General features: G+C 63.3%; 19 protein-coding genes. 7 read left to right on the top strand and 12 right to left on the bottom strand.

What is annotated here, in order from left to right; translation table 11 throughout:
- The first annotated feature begins 25 nt into the window (after nucleotides 1-25).
- Entirely contained in the window at nucleotides 26-913 is an 888-nt protein-coding gene (locus H281_RS0123880) for a M48 family metallopeptidase (RefSeq protein ID WP_020069656.1), read from the top strand.
- 76 nt (nucleotides 914-989) lie between these two features.
- On the opposite strand, the gene H281_RS0123875 is transcribed toward H281_RS0123880, so the two are convergent.
- The 3 genes from H281_RS0123875 to H281_RS0123865 all read right to left on the bottom strand — a co-directional run bounded on the left by H281_RS0123875 (nucleotide 990) and on the right by H281_RS0123865 (nucleotide 3,051).
- Entirely contained in the window at nucleotides 990-1,388 is a 399-nt protein-coding gene (locus tag H281_RS0123875) for a DUF4440 domain-containing protein (protein ID WP_020069655.1), read from the bottom strand.
- A 40-nt stretch (nucleotides 1,389-1,428) separates the two neighbouring features.
- Nucleotides 1,429-1,815, bottom strand: coding sequence for a lactoylglutathione lyase (gloA, locus tag H281_RS0123870; RefSeq protein WP_020069654.1), 387 nt, complete (start codon nucleotides 1,813-1,815; stop codon nucleotides 1,429-1,431).
- A gap of 123 nt (nucleotides 1,816-1,938) precedes the next feature.
- Nucleotides 1,939-3,051 carry a porin gene (locus tag H281_RS0123865; RefSeq protein WP_020069653.1) on the bottom strand — a complete coding sequence of 371 codons (1,113 nt, stop codon included), beginning with the start codon at nucleotides 3,049-3,051 and terminating at the stop codon, nucleotides 1,939-1,941.
- Nucleotides 3,052-3,421: 370 nt separating this feature from the next.
- On the opposite strand from H281_RS0123865, the gene H281_RS0123860 reads away from it, so the two are divergent.
- Nucleotides 3,422-4,348: a DMT family transporter gene (locus tag H281_RS0123860; RefSeq protein ID WP_020069652.1), complete on the top strand. Its 927-nt coding sequence runs from the start codon at nucleotides 3,422-3,424 to the stop codon at nucleotides 4,346-4,348.
- 122 nt (nucleotides 4,349-4,470) lie between these two features.
- Here the strand turns inward: H281_RS0123860 and rsmA are convergent, their stop codons facing one another.
- The 4 genes from rsmA to H281_RS0123840 form a co-directional block, all read right to left on the bottom strand.
- Entirely contained in the window at nucleotides 4,471-5,301 is an 831-nt protein-coding gene (rsmA, locus tag H281_RS0123855) for a 16S rRNA (adenine(1518)-N(6)/adenine(1519)-N(6))-dimethyltransferase RsmA (protein ID WP_020069651.1), read from the bottom strand.
- Between the two features lie 68 nt (nucleotides 5,302-5,369).
- The gene (gene pdxA / locus H281_RS0123850; protein ID WP_020069650.1) at nucleotides 5,370-6,380 is read right to left on the bottom strand and encodes a 4-hydroxythreonine-4-phosphate dehydrogenase PdxA; all 1,011 of its coding nucleotides are present in this window, start codon (nucleotides 6,378-6,380) and stop codon (nucleotides 5,370-5,372) included.
- Between the two features lie 5 nt (nucleotides 6,381-6,385).
- The gene (locus tag H281_RS0123845) at nucleotides 6,386-7,750 is read right to left on the bottom strand and encodes a peptidylprolyl isomerase (RefSeq protein WP_020069649.1); all 1,365 of its coding nucleotides are present in this window, start codon (nucleotides 7,748-7,750) and stop codon (nucleotides 6,386-6,388) included.
- A gap of 67 nt (nucleotides 7,751-7,817) precedes the next feature.
- Nucleotides 7,818-10,184: an LPS-assembly protein LptD gene (locus H281_RS0123840; protein ID WP_027804892.1), complete on the bottom strand. Its 2,367-nt coding sequence runs from the start codon at nucleotides 10,182-10,184 to the stop codon at nucleotides 7,818-7,820.
- A gap of 221 nt (nucleotides 10,185-10,405) precedes the next feature.
- Here H281_RS0123840 and H281_RS0123835 point away from each other — a divergent pair, with 221 nt between their 5' ends.
- Nucleotides 10,406-11,518, top strand: a complete 1,113-nt coding sequence (locus tag H281_RS0123835) for an aminoglycoside phosphotransferase family protein (protein ID WP_020069647.1) — start codon at nucleotides 10,406-10,408, stop codon at nucleotides 11,516-11,518.
- 9 nt (nucleotides 11,519-11,527) lie between these two features.
- Nucleotides 11,528-12,235, top strand: a complete 708-nt coding sequence (gene murU, locus H281_RS0123830; RefSeq protein WP_020069646.1) for an N-acetylmuramate alpha-1-phosphate uridylyltransferase MurU — start codon at nucleotides 11,528-11,530, stop codon at nucleotides 12,233-12,235.
- Nucleotides 12,236-12,295: 60 nt separating this feature from the next.
- On the opposite strand, the gene H281_RS0123825 is transcribed toward murU, so the two are convergent.
- Nucleotides 12,296-14,185, bottom strand: a complete 1,890-nt coding sequence (locus tag H281_RS0123825; RefSeq protein WP_020069645.1) for an ABCB family ABC transporter ATP-binding protein/permease — start codon at nucleotides 14,183-14,185, stop codon at nucleotides 12,296-12,298.
- A gap of 309 nt (nucleotides 14,186-14,494) precedes the next feature.
- Between H281_RS0123825 and H281_RS0123820 the strand changes: the two genes are divergently transcribed.
- Entirely contained in the window at nucleotides 14,495-14,890 is a 396-nt protein-coding gene (locus H281_RS0123820; RefSeq protein WP_020069644.1) for an acyl-CoA thioesterase, read from the top strand.
- 102 nt (nucleotides 14,891-14,992) lie between these two features.
- Here the strand turns inward: H281_RS0123820 and H281_RS0123815 are convergent, their stop codons facing one another.
- Entirely contained in the window at nucleotides 14,993-15,913 is a 921-nt protein-coding gene (locus H281_RS0123815) for a LysR substrate-binding domain-containing protein (RefSeq protein WP_020069643.1), read from the bottom strand.
- Between the two features lie 158 nt (nucleotides 15,914-16,071).
- Here H281_RS0123815 and H281_RS0123810 point away from each other — a divergent pair, with 158 nt between their 5' ends.
- Nucleotides 16,072-16,686, top strand: a complete 615-nt coding sequence (locus H281_RS0123810; RefSeq protein ID WP_020069642.1) for a glutathione S-transferase — start codon at nucleotides 16,072-16,074, stop codon at nucleotides 16,684-16,686.
- A 76-nt stretch (nucleotides 16,687-16,762) separates the two neighbouring features.
- On the opposite strand, the gene H281_RS0123805 is transcribed toward H281_RS0123810, so the two are convergent.
- A complete protein-coding gene (locus tag H281_RS0123805; protein WP_027804891.1) occupies nucleotides 16,763-19,873 on the bottom strand; it encodes a sensor domain-containing protein in 3,111 nt (1,036 codons plus the stop codon).
- Between the two features lie 197 nt (nucleotides 19,874-20,070).
- A complete protein-coding gene (locus H281_RS0123800; RefSeq protein WP_020069640.1) occupies nucleotides 20,071-20,547 on the bottom strand; it encodes a nitrate reductase associated protein in 477 nt (158 codons plus the stop codon).
- 124 nt (nucleotides 20,548-20,671) lie between these two features.
- Between H281_RS0123800 and fdhD the strand changes: the two genes are divergently transcribed.
- Nucleotides 20,672-21,511: a formate dehydrogenase accessory sulfurtransferase FdhD gene (gene fdhD, locus H281_RS0123795; protein ID WP_020069639.1), complete on the top strand. Its 840-nt coding sequence runs from the start codon at nucleotides 20,672-20,674 to the stop codon at nucleotides 21,509-21,511.
- An 8-nt stretch (nucleotides 21,512-21,519) separates the two neighbouring features.
- Here the strand turns inward: fdhD and H281_RS0123790 are convergent, their stop codons facing one another.
- Nucleotides 21,520-22,290: an enoyl-CoA hydratase gene (locus H281_RS0123790; RefSeq protein ID WP_020069638.1), complete on the bottom strand. Its 771-nt coding sequence runs from the start codon at nucleotides 22,288-22,290 to the stop codon at nucleotides 21,520-21,522.
- Nucleotides 22,291-22,382: the final 92 nt, after the last annotated feature.

Genomic DNA, 22,382 nt, shown 5'->3' with positions numbered 1-22,382 from the left:
GCGTACTTGCGCGAAGCCGAATCCGATGCAGAAGTCTCCTACGCCGCAGCCCGCTGCGGCGCTCGATAACCGGCAACTCGATCTCCCGCTCTTCGCAGAGCCGGGGTCGACTTCGTCGTCCCCTTCACCGTCCGCGCCTTCGGCAACGCCTCAGGGTCAGCAGTCCGCGGTGCCGCTTGCACCAGACGGCAGCAAGCTGCGCAGTCTCGTCATCGGGTCGCGCACGCTGCATTACGCGCTCAAGCGTTCGGCGCGCCGCTCGATCGGCTTCGCAATCGACAGCACCGGTCTCACGATCACGGCGCCGCGCTGGGTCACGCTCGCCGATATCGAAACCGCGATCACCGAAAAACAGCGCTGGATTTTCACGAAGCTGATCGAATGGCAAACGCGCGTCGAACAGCGCGCGTTGCCGAAGGTCGACTGGAAAGACGGCGCCGAGGTGCCCTATCTCGGGCAGCCGGTGCGCGTAACGCTCGGCTCGCCGCAAGGCACGCTCGCATTTAGCGCGACCGACTCCGCCCTGCAAGTGCCGCTGCCTCTGCAAGCGGACCCGCAGCAGATCAAGGACCACGTGCAAGGCTGGTTGCAGAACGAAGCGAAGCGTGTGTTCGGCGAGCGCCTCGCTATTTATGCGGAGAAGCTGGGCGTCAACTATCGCGCGTATGCGCTTTCTTCAGCGGCCACGCGCTGGGGTAGTTGTTCGAGTGACGGCAAGATTCGCCTGAATTGGCGGCTGATTCACTTTCCGCTTTCCATCATCGATTACGTCGTCGCGCATGAGTTGGCGCATCTGCGGGAAATGAATCACAGCCCGCGCTTCTGGCAAACGGTCGAATCGATTTTTCCGGAATTCCGCGAAGCGCGGCAGACGCTGAAGTCGCATCCGCCGGAACTGCTGCCGACGCTCTAGAGCCGGCGTTTTGTCCCGCTTGCCGCAGTGCCGTGAGAGGCCGACGCGGCGTGGACAGTGATCAACGCCGCGCGACCTACTCCGCGCAAAACGTCTCATGCAAATGACGCCACGTCACCTTGCCTTGCGCGTCGACGTCCATCACTGCGGTTGAGCGCCGCACGTTCGCATTGCCCGCATTGTCCCGCTGATACTCGCGATATTTCACCACCGCGCCAGACGGATATTCGACGACGATCTCCCTGTCGCGAATGTCGATCTGCGAGCCTGGCCGCGCGCCGCGCAGCCTCGCGAACGTCTCGCGTAGCGCGGCGCGATCGAGCGCGGCGCCGGACGGCATGATCAACGTGAACTGCGGCGCGAAGCGCGCCATGATCCGTTCGAGCGCGAGGTCGTCCGCGGAACCGTCGAACAAGGCCTCGATTTCGACGTGGATAGCATCGAGTTCGTTGAAGTAGGGATTGTTGTTGTTCATGACGTGAGCGAATGAGACCCCGGCTCGCCGGCGCTGGCGTTTATTTTTTCTTCTGGATGAACTCGATCTTGTAGCCGTCCGGATCGGTGACGAACGCAATCACGGTGGTGCCGTGTTTCATCGGCCCCGCTTCGCGCACAACCGTGCCGCCTTGCGCCTTGATTTTGTCGCATGCTGCATAGGCGTCTTCCACCTCGACGGCGAGATGCCCGAAGCCGTTGCCGAGATCATAGGCCGGCGTGTCCCAGTTGTGCGTCAGTTCGATGACAGTGCCGTCGCGCTCGTCCGTGTAGCCGACGAACGCCAGTGTGAATTTGCCGTCCGGATAATCTTCGCGGCGCAGTAACTTCATGCCGAGCAGTTCGGTGTAGAACGCGATCGAACGGTCCAGGTCGCCGACCCTGAGCATGGTGTGAAGCAGGCGCATCGTGTACTCCCTGTTGCTTGATGTCGAGACCGTAAATGTACCCGGAATCGACCGTCGTTGCAGGGACGCCGGCGCTCAGCGGGCGACGTGGAGCGCGCGCCGCGCGGCCTTGTACCCGATATGTCAGAACTGATGCCGCAGCCCCGCCATCAAGCCGATTTGCGAGCCTTTCTGCGCGAGCCCGACGCCATTCACGCCTTGCAGTTGCGCGCCGATCAGATCGCCGCGATACAGCGAATAATCGCCTTCCACATAGACGTCCGTACGCTTTGACAGGTTGTAGTCCGCGACGAGCTGGTATTGCCATGCCGAACCGTCTTTGGCCGCGGTCTTGCCGTCCTGCAGCGTGCGCCAGACGTTTGCCGCGAGGTGCCAGGCGTCGCCCACCTGCTGCGTGATGCCGCCCATGAACATGCGTCGCCGCGAAAAGTCCGTGTATTTCAGCGCGGTCAGCGCGGCAGCCGTAAACGGTCCGTTCGCGAAAGTGGAGAAACCGGCGTCGGCCCGATTGACGATGTAACCCAGCGCAAAGCGCGTTTTGTTCCACGTGTACGAGCCGCCGAATGTCCACGCTTTGGCCGACGCTCCGTTGACCGAGTCTTTCGACTCCTCGTATGCGCCGCCGACGGTGAATGGTCCTCCCGGGGGCGCATAAGCGGCCGCCGCGCCGATCTGGCTGCCGTACGAATTGCCGGCGTTGCCGCCGAACGCGTAGCCCGCCGCGAAGCTCAAGCCGTTGTACTTTGCCTGGTACTGCACCTGATTACTGGTCCAGATGCCGCCCGTCATCGTCACCTCGGGCTGGAAGCTGAAGTCGTAAGGAATCCACGGATTGCTGCCGTAACCGCCTACCGTGATGCCCTCGATCATCACGTTGTACTGACGGCCCAAAATGACCTGCCCGTAGGAAGTGGAGCGCACACCGACCTGCGCTTCGTTGAAGAACGGCAAGGTCGGATCGCTCTGTCCACTGTTGATGTACAGGCGATTTTCGAGTTTGAAAAAGGTGGACCACCCGCCGCCAAGGTCCTCGACGCCTTTCAGCCCCCAGCGGCTTTGCGTCATGCCGCCCGTGCCCAGCCCGAGAGAAGAGTCGCCCGCTTTGTTGGCAAGCGTCAGGTAGCGCACGCTCTCGTCGACCACGCCGTAAAGCGTCACGCTCGATTGAGCCTGCGCAACTGGACAACCGAACGATACCAACGCCACGACCGCCGCGCCTCTGCTGAGGGTCTTCATGCCGTTTCCTCGTACAGGCTCCGCTTTGCGCGGATGGAGTTTGTCTGCTCACGCGACGCATCGCCCGGTGGCCCGCCTCTTACTGAAGCGACTGAAGCTACTGAAGCCCGATTCCGCGACGCAGCGCGTACGAAAGTACCGACAGAAATCATGTCGTCGAACCTTAGCGCGAAATCAGGATGGTAAGAAATAGATGTTGCGCGAGGTGTTGCGCGGGAGTTGCGCAGGCCTCCCGGAATTCGCAAATGACTTGCGACTTGTCGGAAGCACGCGTAGGCGGTGGGGTCATCGAATGGACGCGTGGGCGGGTTTGGTATCGTACGCGCTGCGCCGGACAACCCCGTCCTGCCCTTTTCGTCACCACAACGCCATGAGCACCACTGCCCTTCCCACGCGCCGCGCCCCCGATGGCTTCGCCATCCTGCTGATGGTCGGCTTGTGCGCGATCTGGGGATTCCAGCAAGTGGCGATCAAAAGCGCCAACGCCGCGTTGCCACCGTTTTTCCAGGCGGGCTTGCGTTCGGCGATCGCCACGCTGCTGGTGTGGGGCTGGGCGCGCTCGCGCGGCACGCCGCTTTTCCGCGACGACGGCACGCTGAGCGCCGGTCTGCTGGCGGGCGTCCTGTTCGCTGCCGAGTTCGTGTGCATCTTCCTCGGACTCACACTCACGAGTGCGTCGCGCATGGCGGTTTTTCTCTACACCGCGCCCTGCTTTACGGCGTTGGGCTTGCACTGGTTCGTCGATGGCGAGCGGATGCGGCGCATTCAATGGCTCGGCATTCTCGTGGCTTTTGCCGGCATCACGCTGGCTTTCGCGGATGGCTTCCTGCATGGCGCAACGGCGCGCAGCGCGTCGCTGGCCGCTGTAGCCGGCGACGCACTCGGCGTGCTCGCAGGCATTGCCTGGGCGGCGACGACCGTCGTGGTGCGCGCGACGCGGCTTGCGCACTCCAGCGCAAGCAAGACGCTCTTCTATCAACTGGCGGTATCCGCCGTGGTGCTGCTTGCGCTGGCGCTTGCGTTCGGCGAGGCGCACGTGGACACGGTCACGCCGTTGGCGATCGCGAGCCTCGCGTATCAGGCGGTGGTGGTCGCGTTCGTCAGCTATCTGGTGTGGTTCTGGCTGCTCACGCGCTATGTCGCCTCGCGCCTGTCGGTGTTCTCGTTTCTCACACCGATGTTCGGGGTCACCTTCGGCGTGCTGCTGCTCGGCGAGTCATTCAGCTTGCGGTTTCTGATGGCCGCAGCACTCGTGCTGACCGGCATCGCGCTGGTCAATGCGCCGGGAAAGCGGTGAGCGGCTCGAGCTTTCGTCCGGAACCATTGCGCCTGGACTCCCGGCTTAACGGCTCGGAACTCCTACCGACGCTTCAGCCCACGAACCTCAGCGCCCCGCCCCCCGCGCCCACCGCTTAACGCTTAACGCTTACCCGCCACGATCTGCGCGACGCGCACGTATTCGGCCACCGGCACGTCTTCGGCGCGGCGCTGGAGGTCGAAGCCAATGGCGTCGAAATCGACGGTATCGCGCAACGCAGCCAACGTATTGCGCAACATCTTGCGACGCTGGGAGAAAGCCGCCGTCACCACTTCGCCGAGTACGCGCTGGTCCACGGGCGTGAGTTCGTGCGGCGCATACGGGATCATTCGCACAATTGCCGAATCGACTTTGGGCGGCGGCTGGAATGCCTCGGGCGGCACGTCCAGCTGCTTGTCGATGACGTAGCGGTATTGCAGCATCACCGAGAGACGGCTGAAGGCCTTGGTGCCTGGCTCGGCCACCATCCGCTCGACCACTTCGTTCTGCAGCATGAAGTGCTGGTCGATCACACGGTGCGCGAACGCAGTGAGATGAAACAGCAGCGGGCTCGAAATGTTGTACGGCAAGTTGCCGACAATGCGTAGCGACGGCTCGTCGCCCGGCGCGGCGAGCGAGCCGAAGTCGAACGCGAGTGCGTCGCCGGCGTGCAGCTGGAGCAGCTCGCCGAACTTGTTCTTCAGACGCCCGATCAGATCGCGGTCCAGTTCGACCGCGTGCAAGGGCGCCTCGGGCGTCGCGAGACGCTCGATCAACGGTTCGGTCAATGCGCCGAGCCCCGGCCCGATTTCGACCATGCGCTGGCCGCGCTGCGGCCCGATCACATCGACGATCGAATCGATCACGCCCATGTCGACCAGGAAGTTCTGCCCGAAACGCTTGCGCGCGATATGGCCTTGGTGCCGGCCCTGCTGCTGTCTGCTGGTGGACATCGAAGAAACGCTAAAGAAAGAAAACTGCCTGGAAATGATTACGCGCGAGGCGCCGATGCGACGTTGAATCAGCCCGCGCGGCGATGTTGCGCCATGAGAACGGCCGTGTCGATGGCGGCGATCAGGCTGCCCGCGTCGGCGCGGCCCGTGCCCGCGAGATCGAGCGCAGTACCGTGATCGACCGACGTGCGGATGATCGGCAAGCCCAGCGTGACGTTAATGCCTTCGCCGAACGTCGCGTATTTGAGCACCGGTAAGCCCTGATCGTGGAACATCGCGAGCACGCAGTCGGCCTCGTCCAGATAACGCGGCTGAAACAGCGTGTCCGCCGGATACGGACCGCGCGCGTCGATGCCTTCACCGTTCGCGAGCTTGAGCGCCGGTGAGATCACGTCGATTTCCTCGCGACCAAGATAACCGTTCTCGCCAGCATGCGGGTTCAAACCTGTGACGAGAATGCGCGGCGCGGGCAACCCGAAATGATGCCGCAAATCGTGATCGATAATACGCAGCGTTTCGACGATGCCCTCCACCGAAAGCGCGGAAGAAACGTCCTTCAGCGGCAGATGCGTGGTGGCGAGCGCAACCCGCAACGGACGCTCGCCGGTGCCCGCCAGCATCATCACCACGCGCGGCGTGCGCGTGCGCTCGGCGAGATACTCGGTGTGGCCGGTGAACGGCACGCCTGCGTCGTTGATCGTGCTTTTTTGCAGCGGCGCGGTAACGATGGCGTCGAATGTGCCGGCCATCGCGCCGTCGATCGCGCTGTCCAGCAGATCCAGCACGTAGCGTCCATTGGCCGCGTTGAGCTTGCCCGCCACAGCCGGCGCACCGAGCGGCCGGTGCTGCACCTGAATGTGCGACGCGTCGGCCACGAGCGCCGGCCAGTCTACGCCGACTGAGCGCGCCCGTTCGGCGACAAGAGCCGCATCGCCCAGCACGGTGAACCGCGCGCCGGGCCAGTGTGCCGCCGCGCCCGCAAGCGCCTGCACGGTCAGCTCGGGACCGACGCCGGCGGGTTCGCCCGTCGTGATCGCGATCTGCAACGGCAAGCTGGCTGACGGGGCGGCGGAATTCATGAGGCTTATTGAACGCGAGACAGATCGGGCTTGACTTCGACGTAGGCGGTGTCGCGCAGTTCGCGCAGCCAGTCGGCGTAAGCCTGCTCCGCCTTGCGCTGACCGATGGCCTGGCGCGCAAGATCCATTTGCTGCGCGATGGAGCCTTCAGACTCGCGGCGTTCCAGCACCTGAATCAGGTGATAGCCGTATTCGCTGCGCACCGGGTCGCTGATCTGTCCGTCCTGCAACGTGTTCATCGCGCGTTCGAATTCGGGCACAGTCTCGCCGGGGCTGATCCAGCCCAGGTCGCCGCCTTGCGACGAAGAACCGTCTTGCGAATACGTGTGGGCAAACTTCGCGAAGTCGCCGCCCGCAGCGATTTCCTTCTTGATTTCGAGCAGCTTCTGGCGCGCTTGCGGCTCGGACATGCCGTCGCCCACGCGCAGCAGGATGTGCCGCACGTGCGTTTGCACGAGCTTCGGCGCGTCCGAACTCGTGCCCTGACCGCTGCGACGGTCGACGAGGCGCACGACTTCAAAGCCGTCGTTGGTGCGGATCACTTCCGGATTGACCTGCCCCGGACGCAACGCCGAGGCGGCCTTGACGAATTCCGGCGGCAGCTTCGACGGCGCAGCAAAACCCATGTCGCCGCCCTTCGACGCGTCCGGCGCCTGCGAATTCGATTTCGCGAGCTTCTCGAAGTTGGCGCCGCCCTTGGCTTCGGCGAGCAATGCCTCGGCCTTCTTCTGGGCCGCTTCGATATCCGTTTGCGGCGCGTTCAGCGGCGCCTTCAGCAGGATATGCTGCATGTGCAGGTCGCTCGTCGCGCCGGCATTCGGGCCGCGCTGACTGGCGATGTAGTTCGCGACTTCAGCGTCCGACACCGTGACCTTGCTGTCCACTTCCTTTTCACGCAGACGCGAAAGCGTGAGCTCGGTGCGCGCGTCGCTCGTGAACGTGGCCCAAGGCACGCCTTGCGCCTCGATCCGCGAGCGGTACACGTCGAGCGACAGGTTGTTCGCCTGCGCGAGCCGCTCAAGCGTTTTCTGCACCGCTGCGTCGTCGATATTGATGCCGTCTTCTTTCGCCTTCTGCAACTGGATGCGCTCCAGCACCATCTGGTTGAGCACCTGCTGACGCAACTGATCGGCCGGCGGAATCGGGGCGTTCTGCTGGCTCAGACGCCGGGTAATCAGGCCCACGCGCTCTTCGAGCTCGCGCCGTGTGATGACACCGTTGTTGACCACTGCGGCGATCGTGTCGACGGTCTGGCCGCCGCGGTTGCCGCCCAGCGCCTGCGCCTGTACCGGCGCAACCGACAGGAAAGACGCCGCGGCGGCAAGACCTGCCGCGAGCGTTGCCAAGCGAAGCTTTTTCATGATTGCCACAGATACTCCAATGATGTCGGGCACGCCTGGCCCGTCTTTTCGCATTCGATGAACGACCGGGCGAGCGTCATTCGTAATTGATGAACCGCGACTCGGGCGGCGGCGGAGGCGGCAGCGGCGTGTAGCCCGCCACGCTGCCGCGGAACGCGGAAATCAGCCCGTTGTCGACGCTCGACAAGCCCTTGAACGTCAACTGCGCGAGAAAACGCGTGCTCGACTGATGCTGCCCCGACGTATTCAGGCCGTTTGCGTAGCGCTGGATACCGGCGCCGAGCGTCCAGCAGTCCGCGTCGTATTGCAAGCCCACGAGCCCGTCGACGATCCGATGCCCGCCCAGATCGTAATTGAACCGCCCGACCCCGAATACCCGATGCGTGAGCGGCCATTGCCCCGACACCAGCACCTGATTGATAGGCTGGTTTTCCAGCGTGGTGTTCGCACGCGTGTAGCGATACCCGACGTTCAGCACCTTGCCGGTCGCCGGACTGAACCCGAAACCGACGCTCGTCTTGACCAGCTGATTGTTGTCGGCATTATATTGGAACGCGGTTTCCGACGCGAAACCAGCCCCGAGCTTGAGCGACGCGCCCACGATCAGGTCGGAATGCGTGGCTTGGGTGCTCGTCTGATTCGGGAGCAGCGTGACACGCTGATCCTGGAAGTAGTACTGCTGCGCGATCACGAAACGCGCGCGTTCGTCGCCCGTTGCCGGGTTGATGAAGCGCGTGGTGATGGCCGCGGTCAGACGGTTCGCGTCCGCAATGCGGTCGTTGCCGACGAACGTGTTCGGCGTGAAGATTTCCGCGAGCCCGAAGTCCGATTCGGCGGTGTCGAAGAGCGGCGCCGACTCCTGATTGCGATACGGCGTGTACACGTAGTACAGACGCGGCTCGAGCGTCTGGATGTAATCCTCGCCGAAGAGCCGGACCGAACGGTCGAAAATGAGCCCCGTGTCGAAGCTCAGCGTCGGGATTGATTCGGTGAAATTCTTCGGCGTCCCGACCGGCACGTCGCCGCTGATGTTGCGCAGGTTATACGACGCGAAATGCCATTGCACCTTCGGCGTGACGAAGTAGCCGGGCCCGACGACCGAGTACGAAATGTACGGGTTGAACAGCACCCGCTGACCTTCGGTCATGTCCGCGGTCGTAATGTGGAAGTTCGTGTAGTCCGCTTCGGCGCCGAAGTCGAAGCCACCCACGTTGTACTTCGAGTACTTCACGTTCAACTGCGGCTCGCGGCCATACGGCGCGACCGACGGCGTCAGCGTCTGCCAGTGCTGCTCGCGCGCGAGCACCGACCACGGGCCGTTGTTATACGTCAACCCGGCTTCCTGTTGATACAGGAGCTGGGTGCCGTTCATGAACTGATTGACCGACGACGACAGGTCTTCCGGATACGTGTTGTCCGAAACCTTGTTGTAGTAGATGTAGCCGCCGAACCCGTTGCCGAAGTTCTGGTTGTGCTGGATGTACAGCGCGTACCGGTTCGTCTTGGTCAGCCGGTCGTCCGGCAGGAACTCGCCGGAGATCGACCCGGAATACGTAGGCGAAAGATAGCGGAACGTGCTCTGCAACTGCACACCGCGCTTCGAAATGATGCGCGGCGTGACCGTCAGATCGCGATTTGGCGCGATGTTGAAGTAATACGGCACCGACAGTTCGAAGCCGTTCGTCGAACTGAGCGAAAACGTGGGCGGCAGAATACCGCTGCGCCGCTCGCCGGACAGCGGAAACGACAGCCACGGCGACGCGAAAACCGGCACGCCCTGGAAGAACAGCACGCCGTTGTGGGCCACACCCTCGTCGGCGCCGGTGTCGAAGTCGAATTCGCTGCCCTTGATGTACCACGCCGGATCGTCCGCGCACGCGCAGGCGGTGTAAGTACCCTTGGTGAACACCGAGCGCTCGTTATCGAGCAGGTCGACGCGCTCCGCACTGCCCGAGCCGCCCGTTACGTTGAAGTGGTACTTCGGCGCGGTCATGAAGCCTTCGCTCGAATCCACGCGCATGTGCGCTTCCGGTCCGGCGAACGTGGTGCCGTTGTTGTTCATGCGGACCTGGCCGTATGCGTCGGCCATGTCCGTGTCCTGATCGTAATGCAGCGCGTCGGCCTTGATCACGACAGTATTGCGGCGCACTTCAGCCGAGCCCTTGACGGCCATGTCCTGATCGGTCGTGCCGTTGGTCGAATCGCCGAGGACGAACGTGGCCGGCTTCTGCCCCGGCTGCAGCACATGGTCTTCGAGTTGCGGGGCGAGCTGCATGCCCCAGGGCGGGTCGATGGGCTGCGGCTGCGCGGCCTCGCCCGCCAGTTGGGCGTGAGCGAGCGCGGGCATGAGACCCGGAACGGCGATCAACGCCGCGACGAGCCGCCTTTTGCGCGGCACCGCGGCACAAGAGGGAATCGTTTGGGAAAGCTGTCTAGGCGGCATGTATCGTTTGGCGAATCGGCCCGTCCGTCAGCTTCTGCAGTCACGATCCACCGCCTGCACACCACGACCGTGACAGTCGGCTGCACATCAATATTTACAATCTTCGAACGGTGAGGCGGGCGGTAAAGCGGAATACGCGAAAGCTGGCGTGAGTCGCGTCAAAAAAGTCGTGGGGTATTATATGGCAAGACGTTGCCCCCCTGAATTTGCCGCCGGTTTTCATGACGCTGCCCCCTTCCCAAGACTTCACACACCACTCCGCCGACCGCCGCCTCGAACTGCTCGAGGCCTGGCTGCAAAGCCACGCGGCGCGCTATTCGCTCGATCTCGGCACGCTCGCACCGGCTTCGTCCGACGCCAGTTTTCGCCGCTATTTCCGGCTCGCCGGTAAGGCGGCGCAAGGCGAAAGCGCCGGCACGCTGATCGCGGTCGACGCCCCTCCGCCCGAAAAGTGCCGCGAATTCGTGCAGGTCGCGCATCTGCTCGGCGACGCCGGCGTGCACGTGCCGCGCGTGCTGGAGGCCGACTTCGACGCCGGGTTCATGCTCGTCACCGACCTGGGCACCGAGTCGTACCTCGGCGCGCTCACCGCCGCGCAAAACGACAACGACCCGCGCCGCGCCCGCACGTTGATGCGTGACGCACTCGACGCGCTGATCCGCTGGCAGCTCACGTCGCGCGAAGACGTGCTGCCGCCGTTCGACGAAGCCTTCCTGCGCCGCGAGATGGAGTTGATGCCCGAGTGGTTCATCGGCCGGCACCTTGGCCGCGAAGTGGACGACAACACCCGCGGCCTGCTCGACCGCACGTTCGCGTTGCTGATAGCGAGCGCGCGGGCGCAGCCGCAAGCGTTCATGCTGCGCGATTTCATGCCGCGCAATCTGATGGTCTGCGCCGCGCCGAACGCGGCGAGCGAAGCGAGCCCCAAGGCCAATCCCGGCGTACTCGACTTCCAGGACGCGGTGTACGGCCCCATTACCTACGACGTCGCATCGTTGCTGCGCGACGCGTTCCTCAGTTGGGACGAGGAGTTCGAGCTCGATTGCTTCGTGTATTACTGGGAGCGCGCAAAGAAAGCCGGCTTGCCCGTCGATCCCGATTTCGGAGAGTTCTACCGCCAGATCGAGTGGATGGGACTGCAACGGCATATCAAGGTGCTGGGTCTGTTCTGCCGCATCAATTACCGCGACAGCAAACCGCACTACATGAAAGATCTGCCGCGCTTCATCGGCTATGCGCGCAAGGTGGCCGAGCGTTATGCGCCGCTGCGTCCGTTCGCGAAGCTGCTCGACGATCTCGAAGGCCGCTCGAACGAAGTCGGCTACACATTCTGACCCAACACAATGTCTCTGAAGAAAGCGATGATTTTCGCCGCGGGCCGCGGCGAGCGCATGCGTCCGTTGACCGACGCGTGCCCCAAGCCTTTGCTCGAAGTAGGCGGCAAACCGCTGATCGTGTGGCAGATCGAGCGGCTCGCCCGCTCGGGCCTCGAGACGATTGTCATCAATCACGCGTGGCTCGGCGAGCAGATCGAAGCCGCGCTCGGCGACGGTTCGCGCTGGCATGTGCAGTTGCGTTTTTCGCCCGAGCAGGAAGCGCTCGAGACGGCGGGCGGCATTGTCAACGCGCTGCCGCTTATCGAGGATAACGGCGTGAGCGAGGTGTTCCTCGCAGTAAGCGGCGACGTGTACGCGGATTTCGACTATCGCGCATTGAATGCGCATGCGCAGGCAATGAAGTCGCTGGCGGAGCCGGGCATGCATCTGGTGATGGTGCCCAATCCGGCGTTCCATCCGAACGGCGACTTTGCGCTCACGGACGGCGTGTTGTCGCTCGACGCCGAGCCGCGCTTCACGTTCGGCAATATCGGGCTCTACGACACGCGCATGTTCCGCGATCTCCCGCGCGGTACGCGGCGCGCGCTCAAGCCGTACTACCGCGAGACGATCGCGCGCGGTCTCGCGACTGGCGAGCTATACGAAGGCCTGTGGGAAAACGTCGGAACGCCGGCGCAGCTTCAGGCGCTGAATCAGCGGTTGGTCGAGCGCTGAGCGACGCCGCGCGAGGGCACGCTCCGGGTGCGCGGCGCCATACGCGCGCCGCCCGCCGGTTCACGCCTCGCCATTGCCCGCCCCCACAATTTCCGCCGACTCCGGGGCTTCGGCCGCGCGTTGCTGCTGCAACGCCCACATCTGAGCGAAGAGGCCATTCGCGCGCAACAGTTCGGCGTGCGTGCCGCGCTCGACAATGCGCCCCTTGTCCATCACGATGATCTGCTGTGCGTGTACCACCGTCGAAAGCCGGTGCGCGATGATGAGCGTCGTGCGTTCGCGTGCGATCTGATCGAGCTCGTGCTGGATGGCGCGCTCTGAACCCGAGTCGAGCGCCGACGTGGCTTCGTCGAACAACAGGATCGGCGGGTTCTTCAGGATGGTCCGCGCGATCGCGACACGCTGCTTCTCGCCGCCCGAGAGCTTCAGCCCACGTTCGCCCACGGGCGTGTCATATCCTTTCGGCAGTCCTTCGATGAACTCATGAATGTGCGCGGCGCGCGCCGCCGCGATTACTTCGTCGCGCGTCGCGGACGGCCGTCCATAGGCGATGTTGTAGTAGATCGAATCGTTGAACAGCACCGTGTCCTGCGGCACGATGCCGATCGAAGCGCGCAGCGAAGCTTGCGCCACGTCACGAATGTCCTGACCGTCGATAGTAATTGCGCCGCCCGTCGCGCGGTCCAGGTCGTAGAAGCGGAACATGAGCCGCGCGAGCGTCGACTTGCCCGAGCCGCTATGGCCTACCACCGCCGTGGTGGTGCCGGCTGGAATCGTAAAGCTCACGTCGTGCAGAATCTGCCGCGCCGGTTCGTATGAGAAGTTCACCCGGTCAAAGCGCACTTGCGCGCCGCTCACCTGCAACGCGGGCGCGTCGGGAAGGTCCGGCACTTCCTGCGCGGCCCCGAGGAGCGTGAACATGCGGTCCATGTCGGTGAGGCTTTGCTTCAGTTCCCGATAGACCACGCCAAGAAAATTCAACGGAATATAAAGCTGCAGCATGAACGTGTTGATCAGCACGAGATCGCCGAGCGTGAGGCGCCCCGCCATCACGCCTTCGGTCGCGCGCCACAGAATGAACACGAGCCCCGTGCCGATAATCGCCTGCTGTCCAAAATTCAGCGCCGACAGCGAACGCTGTGACTTGATGGCCGCCGTGCGATAGCGCTTCAGATTTTCGTCGTAGCGGCTCGCTTCCCACTCTTCATTGCCGAAATATTTGACGGTCTCATAGTTGAGCAGCGAGTCGATTGCGCGCGAGTTCGCTTTCGAATCGAGTTCGTTCATCGTGCGGCGAAAATGCGTGCGCCACTCGGTCACCTTCACCGTGAACACGATGTACACCGCAAGAGCCACGAACGTGACCACCGCGTAATACGCCTCGTATTTGACGACGAAAAACCCCAGCACGAGCCCGACTTCGACCAGCGTCGGCAGAATGCTGTACAGCGAATAGGAAATGAGCTGCGTAATGCCGCGCGTGCCGCGTTCGATGTCGCGCGACATGCCGCCCGTCTGCCGGTCCAGATGAAAGCGCAACGACAAGCCATGCAGATGCCGGAACACCTTGAGCGCAAGCTGGCGCACCGCGCTTTCTGTCACTTTCGAAAACAGGATTTCCCGCAATTCGGTGAAGAGCGAAGTAGAAAGCCGGACCACCGCATACGCGACCACCAGCAGGCCGACGCCGCCGAGCAGCACGATGCCCGGCGAATCGTGCGCGCGGCCGAGTGCGGTCAGATGCTGCACCGACGCGAGGCTGTCGACAATACGCTTCATCACGATCGGCACGCCAAGATTGGCGATCTTCGCGCCGATCAGGCAACTGAGCGCGAAGATCACACGCCACTTGTAGGTCGCAAGGTAAGGCAGCAGCGACAGGATGGTCTGCCAGTCGTTGCGCGGTTGGGTGGAGATGGGCGAGGGTTCTGACGGAAGCGAGCGGCGCATGGATTCGGCTGGGGAGGAGGTGGAAATGCCGGAGTTCACAGCGGTACGCCGGCCATTGTGTGCACGTGGCACGTTGCCTGGTGGCGCAACCTCGCTGGGCGCTTTCCCGTACAATTCCTGATCTTCCTATTGTCGCAGAAGCCGGCCGGCGCCGCTTTTCGTGGGCTATCCGGGCATCCGGTCGAAGGTTGACCGAGCGGGCTCGCCGTCTGGCGATGTCCGCAGTTTGCGTGGAGCGGTTGCCGCGTAGTCCACCTGCTGGGCCGGCTGACAGAGCCAAACAGATCAACACGCGTTTCCAGGGTACCAATGACCGATATTCTCCAACTCCCGCAAAAGCCTTGCGCACTGCGCGTCATGCCGCAACCGTCGGACGCGAACGTTCACGGCGACGTGTTCGGCGGCTGGATCATGGCGCAAGTGGATATTGCCGGTTCGATTCCGGCGAGCCGCCGCGCGAATGGACGGGTCGCGACCATCGCGGTCAACTCGTTCGTGTTCAAGCAACCAGTGTTCGTCGGCGATCTGTTGAGCTTTTACGCGGACATCGTCAAAACGGGCAATACGTCGATCACCGTTTCCGTCGAGGTCTACGCGCAACGTATGAGCCTCACAGAAGATCTCGTGAAGGTAACCGAGGCGATCCTCACCTACGTCGCTACCGACAGCGACCGCCGTCCGCGCGCGCTGCCCGCACTCGATTGAACTCGACCGGGTTCATTGAGGCATTGCATTCCGGCGCTCAATAGCGCATGTATCGCGCACGTATGGCGCATGTATTGCGCAATCACGAACCGGCACCCGCCGCTATTGAGACGCTAGCGCACCATCGGCGCGCAGATATGCGTCGACTTGTCCTTCTATCCACTGCGCAAAATGCGCCTGCTGGGCAGTGAGCGTTTCGCGTTGCTGCCACACGAGCCAGTACGGGTAGCGATAAGGCACGCGAATCGACGTGATCTGCACCAGTTCGCCCCGGCTCAGCGCATGCGAGACGAGACTGCGCCGCTCCAGCGCGACACCTTGGCCCAGCAACACCGCGCTGATCACCACGTTCGAGTCGTTCGCGGACAACACCATGCGCGCGGCAACCGGCTGCGCGACCTTCGCCGCTTCGCACCAGTCGCCCCACGGTGCGTCGGGGCTCGAAATCAGCGGGCACGCGACCACGTCTTCGGCGGTGACGGGAAAGCGGCCGTTCGGCCCGAGCGCGAAATGCGGTGCCGCGACGACGACCATTTCATCGTCGAACAATTTCTGCTGCGCGACGTCGGGCCAATGGCCCTGCCCCATACGAATGGCGATATCGCTCACGCCGTGGCGCAAGTCTTCGAGTTGCAAGCCGGTGGCAAGACGCACGCGATAGTACGGATGCGCTTCACGAAAGCTCTGCAGACGCGGCACGAGCCAATGCTGCGCGAACGACGGCAACGTCGCGATCACCAGTTCGCTGTCATGCGGACGAGCCTGCGCGCGTCGCGTGGCCTGTGTGATGTCACGCAACGCCGCGCGTATATCGAGTGCGTAGAGGCGGCCTTCTTCGGTTGGGCGCAACCCGCGCGCCTCGCGTACGAAAAGCGCGACGCCCATTACATCTTCGAGCACCTTGATCTGCTGGCTCACCGCCGAATGCGTGACATGCAACTCGCGCGCGGCCTGGGTGACGCCGCCCAGCCGGGCGACGGCCTCGAAGCAGCGCAGAGCGGTCAAAGGCGGGATCGGTTTCATGTAAGAGATTCTGACGTAAACCGTCGATTAATTTCGCTTTTTCTGCCGCGCGGAGATGCTTAATCTATTGCCCTGACGCGCGCCATGCTGCACCGGCGGCCAGATGCACGCCACCGCGAGCACCTGCGCATCGCGATAGAACTTCTAACGGGAGCAACATGAAACTGATCGGAATGCTGGACTCGCCTTACGTACGCCGGGTAGCTATCTGCATGAAGATGCTGAAGCTGGATTTCGAACATGCGCCCATTTCCGTGTTCAGTACCTACGACCAGTTCGCGGCCATCAACCCGGTGGTCAAGGCGCCGACGCTCGTCGCCGACAACGGCAAGACGGTGATGGATTCGACGGTGATCCTTCAATATCTCGCGTCGCTCGCCGGTTCCGGGCAGCGGCTATTTCCGTCCAGTCCCGAAGACTGCCTGCGCGCCGCGCGCCTGACGGGACTCTCGCTCGCCGCGTGCGACAAGACGGTGCAGATCGTCTACGAACGCAATCTGCGGCCGGTGGACAAGCAGCACGAGCCGTGGATGGAACGGGTGCGCGGGCAGATGCTCGCCGCGTATGCCGAACTCGAACAGGAAGCCGCGGCCGCGCCGTTGCCAACCGAGGCAGAACGCTTCGGCGCGGCAGAGGTGACGCTCGCGGTCGCGTGGAACTTCACCCGGGCAATGCTGCCGCAGATCGTGAGCGCCAGCGCGCATCCGCATTTGCAGGCATTTTCGGCTGCGGCGGAGCAGTTGCCGGTTTTCGCGAGCACGCCGGCAGTGTGAGGTCGGCGGCGTTAACCTAAGCGTAGGTGCATCGCGACCGACCCAGCAGCAGCGACCGCCCGCGCCGCCGCCGCATTCAAACCAGCGCGAGTTCGCGCGCCGCGCCGCCTTGCATCAAGTCGTAAATTGCCTCGGTGGACAAAGGTTTCGCGAAGTAGAAGCCTTGCATCTCGTCGCAAGCACGCTCCTTCAGGAAGTCGAGTTGTGCCGACGTTTCGACGCCTTCGGCTATCACCTGCAGCTTCAGCGAATGAGCGAGCGCGATGATGGCCGAGGTAATCGTCTCGTCGTCGCCGGATATGCCGATGTCGGACACGAACGAGCGGTCGATCTTCAGCCGGTCCACTGGGAAACGCTTCAGGTAGCTGAGGCTCGAATAGCCCGTGCCGAAGTCGTCGATGGCAAGGCCAATACCGAGCGCGTGCAACTCGTTGAGCATGGACACCGCTTCTTCGGCGTTGCGCATGATCGCGCTCTCGGTCAGTTCCAGTTCGAGGTATTGCGGCTCGAGGCCGGTCTCGTCGAGCACCTGCATGACGAGTTTTGCAATATCGCGCTGCTGGAACACACGCGCCGACAGGTTGACCGACACACGCGCCGGCGGCAAGCCGAGGTCTTGCCAGGCTTTATTTTGACGGCACGCCTCGCGCAGCACCCACTCGGACAGCGGCCCGATGAGACCGCTTTCCTCGGCAACCGGAATGAACGACGACGGCGGCACGAGCCCCACTTCAGGATCGCTCCAACGCACCAGCGCCTCGGTACCGACGATCTGCCCGCTGTCGATATCGACCTGCGGCTGATAGTGCAGCAGGAATTCGTTGTCGCGCAGCGCACGGCGCAAGCGCCTTTCGAGATTCAAACGCGCGCCCGCGCTCGCGTTCATCTCCGGCTGATAGAACTGGAACGTGTTGCGGCCCATATCCTTCGCGCGATACATCGCGAGGTCCGCCTTTTTCATCAGCGTTTCGGCGTCGTCGCCGTCTTGCGGGAACAGACTCGCCCCCATGCTGCACCCGACGTACAGCTCCGTGCCGTCGAGCCAGACCGGCTCCGAAATCGAAGCGCGCACGCGCTCCATCCACGCAATCAGTGATTGTTCGTCGACAGTGTCCGTCATCACGATCACGAACTCGTCGCCGCCGTGTCGCGCGACGGTATCGCTCGTGCGAGTGCAGCGCGCGAGCCGTTCCGCCACGACGCCGAGCAGCCGATCGCCGACGCTGTGGCCGAGGCTGTCGTTGACGTTCTTGAAACCGTCGAGGTCCATGAACACCACGGCCACGCCCTTGTGCTGACGCTGCGCGACGATCAGCGCGTGCTGCAGACGGTCGCGAAGCAGATTGCGGTTGGGCAGGCGCGTGAGGCTGTCGTAGTTGGCCTGATATTCGAGCTGTTCCTGATAGCGCATCAGGTCGGTGACGTCGTTGATCACGCCGATGTGATGCGTAATCACACCTTCCGCGTTCGGCACGGGCGCAATGAACAACTGATTCCAGAACAGCGCGCCGTCCTTGCGATAGTTGCGCACCACCGCGCTCACTTCGCGATTCGCGGCGAGCGCCTTGCGGATCGACGCAACGCCTTCCTGCTCGCGGTCGTCGCGTTGCAAGACCCGGCAATCGTGGCCTATCACCTCGGCGGGATCGTAGCCTGTGATCCGCATGAACGCCGGATTCACGTATTCGATCAGATTGCCCGACGGCGAGGGAGCCGTAATCAGAATTGCGTTGACGCTCGCGTCGAGCGCGCGGCTTTGCAGACGCAGCGCGAGATCGGCGCGCTTGCGCTCCGTGATGTCGGTGTATGAGCCGAGCACGCCGATCACGCGGCCTTCGCCGTCGGTGAACGGCAGCTTGCTCGTCACCGTCGTGCGATGCACGCCGTCGATCACCATGTCGACCTCGAAGTTCATCTTCGGCACGCCAGTGTCGATCACTTCCTTGTCGTGCGCGCTCAGCAGTTCGGCGAAGGCGCGCCACGGCATGTCGGCGTCGCTCTTGCCGACCACCTGCTCTGGATACGAGAGCCCGCCGTCGCGCGCGAACGCCATGTTGCAGCCCAGATAGCGCGACTCCAGATCTTTCCAGAAAATGCGCTGCGGAATGTTGTCGATCACCGCTTCGAGCATCTGATTGGAACGCTGCGCCTCGGCTTCGGCGTTGATCTGTTCGGTGACGTCGTCGGCGAGAACGAAAAACGCGGCGCGTCCCATGAAATTCAGCGCGTGATACGAGATGTCCGCGCTGATAGTCGAGCCGTCCTTGCGCCGGTGATGCCAGATGCCCGCCATCGTGCGGCCGTGCTGCACGCTGTCGGCGCGCTGCAGGTGCGACTCGAGGCGCGCGATCTCCACATTCGGCCGGATCGCGCGAATCGTCATGTCGAGAAACTCGGCCTCCGAATAGCCGTACTGCTGAATCGCCGCAGAATTGACGGCGAGAAAGCGCAGCGTCTCGCGGTCGAAGATATACATGGGCACCGGATGATCGTCGAAGAGGCTGCGAAAACGCTCGTCGTTGCGGCCAAGCGCCCGCGCGCTGTGCAGTTTCTTGCGCGCACTGCTTTCGCGCATACCGAAAGTAAAAATGAGGAGCGCACTGCCCGCGATCATGGTCACGACCAACATGAACATGGCGTGCTTCGCCCGCTTCGTCGAAGCCGCGAGGGACTCTTTGAACGCACGGTTTTCGGCGTCGCGCAGCGCGGCGAGGCCCGCTTCGACACGTTGCAGCCCGAGCCCGACATGCATATACGACGCGGCCGCCCATGCGCGTGACGCAGCCGGCTCGGCAGCATCGCGGCCCAGCAGCGCATCGTCGATGTCGCGTTGCAGCGCGCGGCTGTCGGCGTCGACCTGCGCCAGCGTGGCGAGCATGGCCGGCTCATCGGCAAGCTCGTCGCGCAATTCGCGCTGGAGACTGGCGAGCGTAGCGCTCATCGTCGCGGCGGCGTTTCCCGGCGACGGTTCAGCGGACGCTTCGAACCGGGCGAGCGCGGCGAGGCCGGCGTCGAGCGCCGTCTGGTAGGCGTCGAGACTCTGGCGAACATGCGTCGAATGCAGCATGCGGGCGTCGGCATCGCGCTGCCCGCCGATCTGCAAATACGCGACGAACACGTTTGCGCCGAGCGCGGCGGCTACGACCGCGATATTGATCAGCAGCCGCTTCGAGATGAAATGGGTCATGGGTTCCGAACGTCGATCGTTCTTCAGGCGGGAGCGCGAGGCCGCTTCCGATGCGTCCGGCCGCATCGATGCGAGTCTTTTACGCGCCAACCCATGGATAACGGCAGCGTTCGGAATAGGTTGAGGGTTGGGAGTGAAAAAAATTTCGGTGGCGCCTAGCCGGCCGCTCCTAGCCGGCAGCGCCTAGCCGGCCGCACCTAGCCGGCCGCTCCAAATTCCTTCATCGCCGGGATGAAGTCGTGGTTGATCTCCTGCTTGCGCGAAAGCTTGGCCAGCACGTAGCGCTTGAACGGATCGAGCTGCGCCCACAGCGCGGCGCTCGGCGCCGCCAGGCCGGCCTGTTTCGCCTGACGCAGTACGCTCTCGGGCACGCCGTCCGTGTTGCGCCAGGCTGGCGCCTCGTCGGGCGTGAACCACTCCGGTTCGACGTTCGCGTGAGTGCGCAGCATTTCGAACAGCGCGTGATCGAAGTTCGGCTCGATCTCCGCGTCCTCCTCGACGGGGAAACGCGCGAGCAGCTTGCGGTCTTCGAGCGGCAGCATTTGCCACTGCGCGAGCGAAATGCGCAGGCCGAAACGATCGAGATTGAAGCGAACCGACATCGGGATGTAAGTGAAATTCTCCGACGACTTCACCTCGAAGTTGAACAGCAGCGGTGCCTCGTTGAGTCCCATGACAGTGTTCCTCATTGTTGACGGGCAACGCACAAGCCCGGCTTGAGGTATTTTAGAACCTTATTTGCACACCGGCGGCGCAGTCCGGTACGGTGCGCACGCAGCATAAATGGAGTGAATCAGCTTGAACGAACTGGAAACAGCCGGCCAGCCAGGCGCGGTGGAGCGTCAGGTGCACCGTCATCGCGGTGCGGCGGTCGAAACGGTCACCGACCACGTCGGTCAGGAGTGGCCGGTCGCGCTCGTCTTCAACGGCATTTCGCATGCGGTGATGATGTGCACCCCGCGCGACCTCGAAGCGTTCGCGGTGGGCTTCGCGATCTCGGAAGGAATCGTCGGGCGTGGCAGCGACATTCAGGACATCGAGGTCGAATTGCATGACGACGGCGAATTGCCGCACGCCGAAGTGCAGTTGCAGGTCGTGCAGCAGGCGTTCGTCGCGCTGAAAGAAAAGCGCCGTGCGCTCGCCGGCCGCACCGGCTGCGGCGTGTGCGGCATCGAAAGCATCGACTTGCTCGATCTGAAACCCGAACGCGTGCCCGACACTGGCTTTCTGCAGCGTCTCGCGCCGGACGCGATTGCGCGCGCCGCTCGCGAGTTGCCGCAGCATCAGGCGCTCACGCGCCTCACGGGCGGCTTGCACGCCGCCGCATGGTGCGACGCGGCGGGCGCAATACGCTACGCGTTCGAAGACGTGGGCCGCCACAATGCGCTCGACAAACTGATCGGCCAACTCGTGCTCGATCGCGTGGATACGAAAGAGGGCTTCGTGTTCCTGTCGAGCCGCGCGAGTTACGAGCTCGTGCGCAAAGCTGCTCGCGTCGACGTGCCGATGGTCGCGACGATCTCGGCGCCCTCGTCGCTCGCAATTGCGATTGCCCGCAAGGCGGGCGTGCGGCTCGTCAGCTTCTGCCGTGAAACCAGCTACGTCGATTACGACACGGCGCAGCCGTCACAAAGCTGAGCAGCCGCTCAGTCGAATTGCCGAAAGTCAGGCTTGCGCTTTTCGAAGAACGCCTTGAACGCCTCGCGCGCTTCGGGCGCGATCAGCATCTTGCCGAAATGCACGGCTTCTTCCGACATCTGCGTTTGCAGTTCCTGGTGGCTCGCGCGCTTCATCAGGCTTTTCGTCACCCGCAATGACGACGCCGGCAGCGCGGCCAGCTTCGCTGCCTGCGATGCCGCGAACGCATCGACTTCCGCAGCCGGGAGTACGCGGTTCACGAAGCCCATGCGCTGTGCCTCAGCGACGTCGAACGCCTCGCCAAGAAGCAGTTTTTCCGCTGCCGCCTGGTAGCCGGCGACGCGCGGCAGCAGCAGGCTCGACGCCGCTTCCGGGCACAGCCCGAGTTGCGCGAACGGCAGCGAGAAGCTCGCGGAGTCGGCGGCATAGACAAGATCGCAATGCAGCAGCAGCGTTGTGCCGATGCCCACCGCCGGCCCCGCCACTGATGCGACCACCGGCTTCTCTGCCGAACTGATCGCACGCAGGAACTGGAACACCGGCGCGTTTTCGCCCATTGGCGGCGACTTCATGAAGTCTTCGAGGTCGTTGCCGGCGCTGAAGATGTTTGCGCTGCCGCGAATCAGGATCGCGCGCACCGACGCGTCGCCTTGCGCCTGCACCAGCGTGTCGGCCATCGTTTGGTACATCGCGGCCGTGATTGCGTTCTTCTTGTCCGGCCGGTTGAAGGCAATTGTCAGCACGCCATTTGCGCGCTCGACCAGAATATCCGTCGTCATTTTGTCTCCTCGACTGCTGCGGAAACTGCTGGAAAACTGCTGCTGCGAATGCGAAAACGGTTCGCAAGCGGCAAGCCTGCGAACCGTTCTGC

This window comes from Paraburkholderia caledonica (genome assembly GCF_000383275.1).
In the GTDB taxonomy this organism is placed as follows: Bacteria; Pseudomonadota; Gammaproteobacteria; order Burkholderiales; family Burkholderiaceae; genus Paraburkholderia; species Paraburkholderia caledonica.
Note: the sequence above shows the minus strand (reverse complement) of the source record. Positions and strands in the feature narration are given on the sequence as shown.